This is a genomic window from Cupriavidus sp. UGS-1 (genome assembly GCF_021213615.1).
Classification (GTDB): Bacteria; Pseudomonadota; Gammaproteobacteria; order Burkholderiales; family Burkholderiaceae; genus Cupriavidus.
In genome coordinates this window covers 127,971-139,847 of record NZ_JAJQJF010000012.1, presented here as the reverse complement: position 1 = coordinate 139,847, position 11,877 = coordinate 127,971, and the positions used below count along the sequence as shown (strand labels likewise).

The window sequence follows — 11,877 nt, the reverse complement described above, 5'->3', positions numbered from 1 at the left end:
GAAACAGCACCAGCGAAATACCGCAACCAACCAGCAGGCTAATCAGCAGTTCCATGATAAACGCTCCTTCAAAGTCAAAGCCCGGGGGAGCGCCACTCTCTGGCAGCGTGTCAGCGCGTGAGTATAAACGATAATGATTCCTATTTGTCGGCCTTCTCGCCACTTGACCCTGCTGAAGGCCGGGTCGTTTGCCGGCCATGCCTGCGGGGTCGCCCCGACTAACCGCCCCCGGCAAAGCGAGCTAGCATACGAAAAAAGGGCCCGGTGAACTGGCAGGCAGCCGGCGCGACAAACGGTAGAAGCAGGCGAAACAGCAGGCGATCGCGGTCGATAACAGAGCACGCGGCAGGAACAGCGGCAAAGCAGGCCGAGAACCAAGCGAAAAAAACGGCGAAGGAAGCGGCGGCGACGGTCCCCCGTCGCTCGTCCGGGACGAGGAGCCTTGCCCATGGATTTCACCCGCAGCATCGACGAGGACCGGCCGGCGCTGTTGCGCGCGGCCCCCGGGGCGGGCGCCACCACGGCGCTCGACTGGATGTGCGCCCAGTTCGCATTGCGCGTGGTCTGCGCGCTCGGGCCGCGTTTCAATCTGCGCAGCAATATCAACGACGTGCTGACGGTCAGCGCGCAGGAACTGGTCTGGCCCTATGGCGTGGTAATGCGCGTGCAGCGCTTTCTCGCCGCGCGCTGCGCCGACATGCCGGCCTGGCGCGGCGCCGGCCGGCTCGCTCCGGAGGAGTTTCTCGAGCGGCACGGCCAGTGGAACAGCGCCTTCGACGAGGGGGCGCTGTTCTATTACCTGGACGAGTACGTCAAGCACCATGCCAAGGACATGTTCACCGTGTTCGAGGTATCGGCCGCCGCGCTGGCCGCGCGGCTCGACGGCGAGCGCGTGCTGCTGGTCCGCAATATCGACATGCTCAGCCATGTGCTGGACCTGCCCGACCACGAGCGCAAGCTGTTGCTGTTCGCCGCGCTGGCCAAGTACAAGCGCGACCTGCGCGCCGTGATGGTCGACTGCAAGGTCGCGCACAGCCAGGAGGCGTTCCAGATCCTGGCTGGGCTGACCGGCGCCACCGCGGCCCAGGTCGCCGCCTCGCTGCGGCCGGGCTCGCGGCTGGAGACGCTGAACCTGATCGAGCAGCCGCTGCCCGAGAACAGCGTGACCGACCTGGGCGACCTGATGCGGCTGTCCGACCGGCTGCTGCATGTGCTGCTCGGCAACTACGCCGACGAGGCCGAGATGATGGCGGTGTTCACCCGGCCGGCCGCGCCGCCGACGCTGTCGAGCACCGACTATCCCCATGTCGAGAGCGATGCCCGCTACCTGACCGCGCTGCTGGCCAACGCCACGCGCCAGCATGCCGAGGGCGTCAACGTGCTGATCTACGGGCCGCCCGGCACCGGCAAGACCGAATTTGCACGGCTGCTCGCGCGCGAGGCCGGCTGCGAGCTGTACGAGGTCGACTGCCTGGACCGCGACGGCAACAGCCTGTCGGGCAAGGACCGTTACCGCTCGCTGCAGGTGTCGCAGGCCTTCCTGCGCGGCCGCGCCAATACCGCGCTGCTGTTCGACGAGGTCGAGGACGTGTTCCCGGGCTCGGCGCGCGAGCTGATGAGCCTGTTCGGCCAGGAGGACACGCGCGGTTCGGTCAACGGCAAGGCCTGGGTCAACCAGACGCTCGAGCGCAATCCGGTGCCGGTGATCTGGATCTCCAATTCGATCCGGCAGATCGATCCCGCCTATCTGCGCCGCTTCCAGTTCCATCTGGAGCTGCGCATTCCGCCGCCGCAGGTACGCGAGAACATCATCCGCAAGCATCTGGGCGGACTGGCGGTCAGCGATGGCTTTATCGCGTCGCTGGCGGCGCGCCGCACGCTGACGCCGGCGCAGGTGCAATCGGCTGCGCGCTTCGTCCAGCTGGCCCAGCCCGGCATCGGCGAGCCGGTCGAGACGCTGATCCTGCGCCAGCTCGAGCACGCCGACCGCGCGATGGGCCTGCGGCCGGAAGCGGAGACGCGGCCGGTGGTCACGCATTACCGGCTCGACCGGCTGAACCTGGAGACGCGCTATCGCGTCGAGCGCATCATCCAGGCGCTGCAGGCGCGGCGCCGCGGCACGCTGTGTTTCTACGGCCCGCCTGGCACCGGCAAGACGGCGCTGGCCGAACATATCGCCGCCGCGCTGGAGCTGCCGCTGATGATGCGGCGGGCCTCGGACCTGATGAGCAAGTACGTCGGCGAGACCGAGCAGCAGATCGCGGCGATGTTCGCGCGCGCCGAGGAAGACGGCGCGGTGCTGCTGCTCGACGAGGCCGACAGCTTCATGCAGAGCCGGCAGCAGGCGGTGCGCAATTACGAGGTGTCCGAGGTCAACGAGATGCTGCAGGGGATGGAGCGGTTCAACGGCATCTTCGTCTGCACCACCAATCTGTTCGACCGGCTCGACGAGGCCGCCTTGCGCCGCTTCTCGTTCAAGATCCGCTTCATGCCGCTGCTGCCGGCGCAGCGCGAATCGATGTTCGTCGACGAGGCGCTCGACGGCGATGCGTCCGCGCTCGACGAGGCGATGCGGCGCGAGCTGGCCGGGCTCGACGGCCTGACGCCGGGCGACTTTGCCACCGTCAAGCGGCAATGCGCGCTGCTGGGCGAGGCGCTGACGCCCGACGAATTCCTCGCGCAGCTGCGCCAGGAACATGCGGTCAAGCCGGAGGTCAGGGAGCGCCGTCAGGTCGGCTTCGTGCGCTGAGGCAACAACGCCGGGCGGCGCCGCGCAAGGAGGCGCGCAAGGAGCCGCGAAAGGAGGCGCGAGATCAGGGCGTGATCGGCGCCGGTTCGATCACCACAGTCTCGGCCGCGGCATCGACATGCAGCAGCGCCCGCGCCATCCGGCGCAGGTGTTCGGCGTCGCTGGTGGTGCAGTAGCGCGCCACCGCGATCGGATTCGCGCCAGCATCCACGCCGCTGCCCGCGTCGGCCGCCAACCCGTGCTCGGCCAGCTTGCGCTGCAGTTGCCGCGCGACCGCGACGCCGGTATCGATCAGCGTCATCCGCTCGCCGATCAGTTCGCGCACCGTCTCGCTGAGGAAAGGATAGTGGGTGCAGCCGAGCACCAGCGTATCGGCGCCGGCTTCCAGCATCGGCGCGAGGCACGTCTGCAGCCGCTCGCGCACCAGCGGTCCGTCGACATCGCCCTGTTCGATGCGCGCGACCAGCCCGCCACCGGGCTGGCAGACGAAGCGGCACTGGTCCTCCAGCGAATGCAGCAGCCGCGCGAACTTGTCGCTGGCCAGCGTATTGGCGGTGGCCAGCACGCCGACCACCTTGCTGCGGCTGGCCGCCACCGCAGGCTTCAGTCCCGGCTCGACGCCGACGATCGGCAAGGGCAGGCGCTCGCGCAGCGCCTGGATGCCGTGCGCGGTGGCCGTATTGCAGGCCACCACCAGCGCCTTGCAGCCCTGCGCAGCCAGCCATTCGCAGGCCTGCAGCGTGCGGGCCTGCACGAACGCCTGCGGCTTGTCGCCATAGGGCGCATAGCGCGAGTCGGCGAGATAGAGCAGGTTTTCGTGCGGCAGCAGCGCGCGCACCTCTCGCAGCACGGACAGGCCGCCGAGGCCGGAATCGAAGATGCCGATGGGGAAGGGGGACACGGGGGAGAGCTTGCTTAGGGGAATAGGGGGCGGTTGCCCTCTCCCCCGGCCCCTCTCCCGCAAGCGGGCGAGGGGAGCCAACCAATCGCGCCGGAGACTGCCCGGGGTGTGCTCCCTCTCCCGCTTGCGGGAGAGGGAGGAAACCAATCGCGTTGGAAACTGCCCGGTGTGCGCTTCCTCTCCCGCTTGCGGGAGAGGGTTGGGGAGAGGGGCAGGGGCGGCCGATGGTCGCGGGCGATGGCTATCGCCGCAGACTCACCGAACTCAGACCCTTAACCCGCCGCGACCGGAATCTTGCCGATCCTGGCCTGCCATTCCGCGGGGCCGGTCTTGTGCACCGACGTACCGCTGCTGTCGACCGCGACCGTGACCGGCATGTCCTTGACGTCGAACTCGTAGATCGCTTCCATGCCGAGGTCTTCGAACGCCAGCACCTTGGCGCCGCGGATCGCCTTCGACACCAGGTAGGCCGCGCCGCCGACCGCCATCAGGTAGGCCGACTTGTGCTTCTGGATCGATTCGATCGCCACCGGGCCGCGCTCGGCCTTGCCGATCATCGCGATCAGGCCGGTCTGCGACAGCATCGTCTCGGTGAACTTGTCCATCCGCGTGGCGGTGGTGGGGCCGGCCGGGCCGACCACTTCGTCGCGCACCGGATCGACCGGACCGACGTAGTAGATCACGCGGTTGGTGAAGTCGATCGGCAGCTTCTCGCCCTTGGCCAGCATGTCGGCGATGCGCTTGTGCGCGGCGTCGCGGCCGGTCAGCATCTTGCCGTTCAGCAGCAGCGTCTGGCCCGGCTTCCACGAGGCCACTTCCTCGGGCGTCAGCGTGTTCAGGTCGACGCGCTTCGAGGTTTCGGTGTTCGGTGCCCACTCGACCTTCGGCCACTGCGACAGGTCCGGCGCTTCCAGCCTGGCCGGGCCGCTGCCGTCCAGCGTGAAGTGCACGTGGCGGGTGGCGGCGCAGTTCGGGATCATCGCCACCGGCTTGGACGCGGCGTGCGTCGGGCAGGCCATGATCTTGACGTCCAGCACGGTGGCCAGGCCACCCAGGCCCTGCGCGCCGATGCCCAGCGCATTGACCTTCTCGTACAGCTCGACGCGCAGCTCCTCGATCCAGTCCTTCGGACCGCGGGCGATGATGTCCTGGATGTCGATCGACTCCATCAACGATTCCTTGGCCATCACCATCGCCTTCTCGGCGGTGCCGCCGATGCCGATGCCGAGCATGCCGGGCGGGCACCAGCCCGCGCCCATGGTCGGCACGGTCTTCAGCACCCAGTCGACGATCGAGTCGGACGGGTTCAGCATCACGAACTTGGACTTGTTCTCCGAGCCGCCGCCCTTGGCCGCGACCTGGATGTCCACCTTGTCGCCCGGCACGATCTCGTAGTGGATCACGGCCGGCGTGTTGTCCTTGGTGTTCTTGCGGCCGCCTTCGGGCGGGTTGACGATCGAGGCGCGCAGCACGTTGTCGGGGTGGGTGTAGCCCCGGCGCACGCCCTCGTTGATCATGTCGGTCAGGCCCATGGTGGCGCCGTCCCAGCGCACGTCCATGCCGACCTTGACGAAGACGGTCACGATGCCGGTGTCCTGGCAGATCGGGCGCTTGCCTTCGGCGCACATGCGGCTGTTGGTCAGAATCTGCGCGATCGCGTCCTTGGCCGCCGGACTCTGTTCCAGCTCGTAGGCACGGCCCAGGCTGGTGATGTAGTCCATCGGGTGGTAGTAGCTGATGTACTGCAGGGAGTCGGCGACGCTCTGGATCAGGTCTTCTTGCTTGATGACGGTCATGTCTTGTGGGGGAGGGCAGTCGGACAAAAGCGGACGAAAATTCCGCCCGAATCATACACCCCCTCGCCAGACGCGTCCCGGACGGAGGGCGGCTGCCTGCCGTTAAAAGTTGCGTTAATTCCACATCGTGCGCGAATATCGGACAAACGGTCGACGACCGCGGCGCAATAAAAAACCGCGGCGCCGGCCGCGGTTTTTGTTCAGTGCGCAGTTCGAGTTACAGCCCCCGATCCTGCAGCGCCGGATGCGAGTGCGTGATCATCTTGTCGACCCACGCCATCGCGATTGCAGAGAACAGGAAGGCGACGTGGATCACCACCTGCCACATGATTGTATGGGTGTCGCGCTGTCCCGCGTCGATGAAGGTCTTCAGCAGATGGATCGACGAGATGCCGATCAGCGCCATCGACAGCTTGACCTTCAGCACGCCGGCATTGACGTGGTCCAGCCATTCCGGCTCGTCCGGATGGTTGTCGATGCCCAGCCGCGAGACGAAGGTCTCGTAGCCGCCGACGATCACCATGATCAGCAGGTTCGAGATCATCACCACGTCGATCAGGCCCAGCACCACCAGCATGATCTTGTTCTCGTCGTACTCGGTGACGTGGGCCAGCAGATGCCAGACCTCCATCAGGAAGTGATAGACGTAGACGCCTTGCGCGACGATCAGGCCGAGGTACAGCGGCAGCTGCAGCCAGCGCGAGGCGAAGATCAGACGGGGAATCGGGCGCATCCGATGCGGCTCCGGCGATAAGTTCGATGCCATGGTGGTTGCGTTAGCTTTGCGTAAGGGGTTGTGTTGCTCGGTACGGAAAGGACGCGCCGGCCGACGCCCGATCATGCGGCGCGCCGGTCAGCGGCCGCGGGATTGTACCGTGGCGCCATGTCGGGACTCGACGCCGGCGGACTCGACGCTGGCGGACTCGACACGAGAGGGCTCCATGCCGCCGGCATCGCCTCCGCGGTCCCCGCGTGCGGCCGCCGCGCGCGCCAACTTGCCAGGCCAGCTCGCCAGTGCGATGCCCGCCAGCACGCAGACCAGCGCGACGCCGTGCGCCCAGCCCGGCGTTTCGCCGAGGAACACGATGCCGTACAGCGCAGCGGCGATCGGCAGCACCGAGGTGAACACGCCGGCCAGTTGCCCCGGCACATGGCGGATGCCCTTCATCCACAGCCAGAACGAGAACACGCTGGCGGACAGTGCGTACCACAGCACCATGGCCCACACGTGCAGCGGCACGGCACTCGCGTCGAAGTCGAGCAGCGGCACCAGCCCCAGCGGCAGCATCAGCAGGCCGCCGATCAGATGCGTATAGGCGCAGATCTCGATCGCGGCCAGCGTCTGCGCCAGCCGCCTGGACAGGATCACGTAGATCGATTCGCAGACCACCGCGCCCATCACCATCAGGTTGCCGAGCAGCGCATCGCCGCTCGCGCCGCCTGGCTGGCCGCCGCGGGCGATATTGAGCACCGCGATGCCGGCCACCGCCAGCAGCACCGCCAGCACGGTGCGGCGCGACAGCCGTTCGCGCAGCACCAGCCACGACAGGATCGCGACCGTTGCGGGAATCGTGCTGGTGATGACGCCGGCGGACATCGCGCTGGTCAGGCGCACGCCGCCGAGCATCAGCAGCGTGAACAGGAAGGTCCCGAAGAAGGCCTGCAGGAACAGGTTGAACCACTCGCGGCGGGACACGCGGCGCATCCGCGCGGGCCGGTACCACGGCGACAGGCAGACGATGGCGATCACGAAGCGCAGCAGCGCGAACAGCAGGATCGGCACATGGGCGACGATCGCCTTGCCAAGGCCGACATTGCTGCCGACCAGCGCCATCGACGCGGCCAGCAGCAGGGCATTCAGGGGAACGGAAGGGGGCACGGGTTCGGTACTCGGTGGCACTTCGCGCGAGCGGGGCGATGACCGAGATCGCGCCGCATATTGGGCGAAAACGGGCTGCCAACGCGCTGCCAACGCGCTGCCAGCGGGCCGCAGGCCAGCCTCGATCGGCGCGGCAGCGCGCGCCATCGCACGCGCCGGGCGATTATAGCTATGCTAGCCTTAAGGCTTAGGCTTCACATGCGGACGCCGCGACCATCCCCGCGGCGCGCCCGCGCAGCCGGCATCATTGCTGCGTCGCAATGCGCCTTCGCCCTGAAAGCGGGGAGGGACGCGGAGGACGGAAAGGACAGGCAAGGACAGCGTCAGGTTGCAGTAAGCCGCGCAGCGTAGCGTTGCGGCAAAAGTATCGAAGCCATATCCGGCCTTTCAGGAGACGAGCTATGTCCGCCATCGAATCGGTGATGCAAGAGCATCGCGTATTCCCCCCACCCGAATCGTTCGCCAAGAGCGCCGCCATTTCCGGCATGGACGCCTACCGCGCGCTGTGCGAAGAGGCCGAGCGCGACTACGAAGGCTTCTGGGCGCGCCATGCCCGCGAGCAGCTGGTCTGGTCCAAGCCCTTCACCAAGGTGCTGGACGAGAGCAATGCGCCGTTCTACAAGTGGTTCGAGGACGGCCAGTTGAACGCCTCGTACAACTGCCTGGAGCGCAATCTCGAGAACGGCAACGCCGACAAGGTCGCGATCGTGTTCGAGGCCGACGACGGCACGGTGAGCCGCGTCACCTATCGCGAGCTGCATGCGCGCGTGTGCCAGCTGGCCAATGGCCTGAAGGCGCTGGGCATCAGGAAGGGCGACCGCGTCGTCATCTACATGCCGATGTCGGTCGAGGGCGTCTGTGCGATGCAGGCGTGCGCCCGCATCGGCGCCACGCACTCGGTCGTGTTCGGCGGCTTCTCCGCCAAGTCGCTGCAGGAGCGGCTGGTCGACGTCGGCGCGGTGGCGCTGCTGACCGCCGACGAGCAGATGCGCGGCGGCAAGGCGCTGCCGCTGAAGGCGATCGCCGACGAGGCGCTGGCGCTGGGCGGCTGCGAGGCGGTCAAGCACGTGGTGGTCTATCGCCGCACCGGCGGCAAGGTCAACTGGGTCGAGGGGCGTGACCGCTGGCTCGACGAGGTCTGCGCCGGCCAGCCCGAGACCTGCGAGGCCGAGCCGGTCGACGCGGAGCACCCGCTGTTCGTGCTCTATACCTCGGGCTCGACCGGCAAGCCCAAGGGCGTGCAGCACAGCACCGGCGGCTATCTGCTGTGGGCCTTGATGACGATGAAATGGACCTTCGACATCAAGCCCGACGACCTGTACTGGTGCACCGCCGACATCGGCTGGGTCACCGGCCACACCTACATTGCCTACGGCCCGCTGGCGGCCGGCGCCACGCAGCTGATGTTCGAGGGCATCCCGACCTATCCGAACGCCGGCCGCTTCTGGGACATGATCGCGCGGCACAAGGTCAGCGTGTTCTACACCGCGCCGACCGCGATCCGTTCGCTGATCAAGGCCGCCGAGGCGGACCAGGCGGTCCATCCGAAGCAGTACGACCTGTCGAGCCTGCGCCTGCTGGGCACCGTCGGCGAGCCGATCAATCCGGAAGCCTGGATGTGGTACCACGAGAACATCGGCCGCGGCCGCTGCCCGATCGTCGATACCTTCTGGCAGACCGAGACCGGCGGCCACATGATCACGCCGCTGCCGGGCGCGACGCCGCTGGTGCCGGGCTCGTGCACGTTGCCGCTGCCGGGCATCATGGCCGCGGTGGTCGACGAGACCGGGCAGGACGTGCCCGACGGCAGCGGCGGCATCCTGGTGGTCAAGCGTCCGTGGCCGGCGATGATCCGCACCATCTGGGGCGATCCGGAGCGCTTCAAGAAGAGCTACTTCCCGGCCGAACTGGGCGGCGAGCTCTATCTGGCCGGCGACGGCGCGGTGCGCGACAAGGAAACCGGCTACTTCACGATCATGGGCCGCATCGACGACGTGCTGAACGTGTCGGGCCACCGCATGGGCACGATGGAGATCGAGTCGGCGCTGGTCGCCAACCCGATCGTCGCCGAGGCCGCCGTGGTCGGCCGTCCCGATGACACCACCGGCGAAGCGATCTGCGCGTTCGTGGTGCTCAAGCGCGCGCGTCCGACCGACGACGAGGCCGCGCAGATCGCCAACGAGCTGCGCAACTGGGTCGCCAAGGAGATCGGGCCGATCGCCAAGCCGAAGGACATCCGCTTCGGCGACAACCTGCCGAAGACGCGCTCGGGCAAGATCATGCGCCGCCTGCTGCGTTCGCTGGCCAAGAACGAGGAGATCACGCAGGACACCTCCACGCTGGAGAATCCCGCGATCCTCGAACAGCTGCGGCAGGCCAAGTAAGACGGGCCGCGCGAAGCGGGCGCCGCGATCACGGCGCCCGCTTCGCATTTGGCTGCCGCCGCCTTCTTCCTCTCCGTCCCGCCCACCCCACGCCCATGGCCCAGGCCCAGTCGCGCTTTCGCCGCCGGCTGCTGCTGTACTACGGCCTGTTCACGCTCGGACTGTTCGGCTTCATCGGCATGATGGGGCTGCTCGAGCGTTCCAACGCCGACGCGCTGTGGCTCGGCTACGTCTTCCTGTTCATCACCATCGCGATCTATGCCTGCATCGGGCTGATCTGCCGCACCGCCGACCTGCACGAATACTACGTCGCGGGCCGGCGCGTGCCCGCGATGTTCAACGGCATGGCGATCGCCGCCGACTGGATGAGCGCCGCGTCCTTCATCGGCCTCGCCGGCATCCTGTTCGCCTCCGGCTACGAGGGGCTGGCCTATGTGATGGGCTGGACCGGCGGCTATTGCCTGGTGGCCTTCCTGCTGGCGCCGTATCTGCGCAAGTACGGCGGCTATACGATTCCGGATTTCCTCGCCGCGCGCTACGGCAACGGCAAGCCGGGCGGCAACCTGCCGGTGCGCGGCATCGCGGTGCTGGCCGCCTCGCTGTGTTCCTTCGTCTATCTGGTCGCGCAGATCCAGGGCGTCGGGCTGGTGGTCACGCGCTTCATCGGCGTCGACTTCGCCGTCGGCGTGTTCTTCGGCCTGGCCGGCATCCTGGTCTGCTCGTTCCTCGGCGGCATGCGCGCGGTGACCTGGACGCAGGTCGCGCAGTACATCGTGATGATCGTGGCCTTCCTGGTCACGGTGTCGATGATCGCGTGGAAGCATCATGGCGAGGCGGTGCCGCAGCTGGGCTACGGCACGGTGCTGACCGATGTCGGGCAGCGTGAACGCGAGCTGCTGGGCGATCCGGCCGAGCTCGCGGTGCGCGAACACTACCGGCAGCAGGCGATCGAGCTGCAGGAGCGCATCGCGCGGCTGCCGCAGTCGTTCGACGAGGTGCGCGACGGACTCAATGCGCGGCTGCTGGAACTGCGCGCCCGCAATGCGCCGCTGCGCGAGATCAAGGCGGTCGAGCGCGAGCGCGCCGACTATCCGCTGGACCCGGCCGCCGCCCTGCAGCAATGGACCCAGCAGCGCGAGGAAGCGCTCGCACGCAGCCAGCCGCCGGTGCCGGCCACCGAGCCCTATCCGTCGCCGTCGGAAGCGGAGCGCAAGACCGACCGCCTGAACTTCGTGCTGCTGACCTTCTGCCTGATGCTCGGCACCGCGAGCCTGCCGCACATCCTGACGCGGCTCTACACCACGCCGTCGGTCAAGGAGAGCCGCAATTCGGTGGCCTGGGCGGTGTTCTTCATCGCGTTGCTGTACGTCAGCGCGCCCACGCTGGCGGCGCTGGTCAAGTACGAGTTCCTGCACCATCTGGTGGGCACGCCCTATACCGATCTGCCGGCCTGGGTCACGCAATGGCGGCGCATCGATCCGCCGGTGTTCGGCATTCGCGATGTCAATGGAGACGGCATCGTGCAATGGGCCGAGGTGATGATCCAGCCGGACATGATCGTGCTGGCCGCGCCGGAGATCGCCGGGCTGCCGTATGTGATCTCGGGCCTGGTCGCCGCCGGGGCGCTGGCCGCGGCGCTGTCGACCGCCGACGGGCTGCTGCTGACGATCGCCAACGCGCTGTCGCACGACGTCTTCTATCACATGGTCGACCGGGGCGCGAGCCAGCAGCGGCGCGTGACCACCGCCAAGATCCTGCTGCTCGGCGTCGCCCTGTTCGCGGCCTACGTGACCTCGCTGCGGCCGGGCAACATCCTGTTCCTGGTCGGCGCCGCGTTCTCGCTGGCCGCGTCGAGCTTCTTCCCGGTGCTGGTGCTGGCGATCTTCTGGAAGCGCACCACCGCGGCCGGCGCGTTCGCCGGCATGCTGGCCGGGCTGTCGGTGTCGATCTACTACATCTTCGTCAACTACCCGTTCTTCACGCGGATGACCGGCATCTTCGGCGACCGCTGGTTCGGCGTCGATCCGATCGCGTCGGGCGCGTTCGGCGTGCCGGCCGGGTTTGCGGTCGCGATCGTGGTCAGCCTGCTGACGCGGCGCAATGCGCCGGTGATCGACCGGCTGGTCACCTATCTGCGCAAGGGCTAGTCGAGCGAGGCTGATGCGCAA

Annotated in this window: 7 protein-coding genes; 3 read left to right on the top strand and 4 right to left on the bottom strand. The window is 67.7% G+C overall.

Annotation, left to right across the window (positions count from 1 at the left end; genetic code table 11):
• Positions 1–448 precede the first annotated feature (448 nt).
• Complete coding sequence (locus LRR16_RS16455; protein WP_006576874.1) at positions 449–2,749, top strand: AAA family ATPase; 2,301 nt, start codon at positions 449–451, stop codon at positions 2,747–2,749.
• A gap of 64 nt (positions 2,750–2,813) precedes the next feature.
• Here LRR16_RS16455 and murI read toward each other — a convergent pair whose 3' ends face one another.
• The 4 genes from murI to LRR16_RS16435 form a co-directional block, all read right to left on the bottom strand.
• Entirely contained in the window at positions 2,814–3,650 is an 837-nt protein-coding gene (murI, locus tag LRR16_RS16450) for a glutamate racemase (RefSeq protein ID WP_232206540.1), read from the bottom strand.
• 272 nt (positions 3,651–3,922) lie between these two features.
• Positions 3,923–5,446 (bottom strand): fumarate hydratase, encoded by a 1,524-nt coding sequence (locus tag LRR16_RS16445; protein ID WP_006576876.1) that lies wholly within the window; start codon positions 5,444–5,446, stop codon positions 3,923–3,925.
• A gap of 217 nt (positions 5,447–5,663) precedes the next feature.
• Positions 5,664–6,212: a TIGR00645 family protein gene (locus LRR16_RS16440; protein ID WP_043441654.1), complete on the bottom strand. Its 549-nt coding sequence runs from the start codon at positions 6,210–6,212 to the stop codon at positions 5,664–5,666.
• Between the two features lie 87 nt (positions 6,213–6,299).
• Positions 6,300–7,325 (bottom strand): DMT family transporter, encoded by a 1,026-nt coding sequence (locus LRR16_RS16435; protein WP_370646832.1) that lies wholly within the window; start codon positions 7,323–7,325, stop codon positions 6,300–6,302.
• Positions 7,326–7,726: 401 nt separating this feature from the next.
• Between LRR16_RS16435 and acs the strand changes: the two genes are divergently transcribed.
• Both acs and LRR16_RS16425 read left to right on the top strand, forming a co-directional pair.
• Positions 7,727–9,709, top strand: coding sequence for an acetate--CoA ligase (gene acs, locus LRR16_RS16430; protein WP_232206539.1), 1,983 nt, complete (start codon positions 7,727–7,729; stop codon positions 9,707–9,709).
• Positions 9,710–9,804: 95 nt separating this feature from the next.
• Positions 9,805–11,856, top strand: coding sequence for a VC_2705 family sodium/solute symporter (locus LRR16_RS16425; RefSeq protein ID WP_232206538.1), 2,052 nt, complete (start codon positions 9,805–9,807; stop codon positions 11,854–11,856).
• The last annotated feature ends 21 nt before the right edge of the window (positions 11,857–11,877 follow it).

Bases quoted from the DNA above. Each gene is read 5' to 3' on its own strand.
- LRR16_RS16445 (WP_006576876.1), bottom strand. From the start codon at position 5,446: ATGACCGTCATCAAGCAAGAAGACCTGATCCAGAGCGTCGCCGACTCC.
- LRR16_RS16425 (WP_232206538.1), top strand. From the start codon at position 9,805: ATGGCCCAGGCCCAGTCGCGCTTTCGCCGCCGGCTGCTGCTGTACTAC.
- LRR16_RS16440 (WP_043441654.1), bottom strand. From the start codon at position 6,212: ATGGCATCGAACTTATCGCCGGAGCCGCATCGGATGCGCCCGATTCCC.
- acs (WP_232206539.1), top strand. From the start codon at position 7,727: ATGTCCGCCATCGAATCGGTGATGCAAGAGCATCGCGTATTCCCCCCA.
- LRR16_RS16455 (WP_006576874.1), top strand. From the start codon at position 449: ATGGATTTCACCCGCAGCATCGACGAGGACCGGCCGGCGCTGTTGCGC.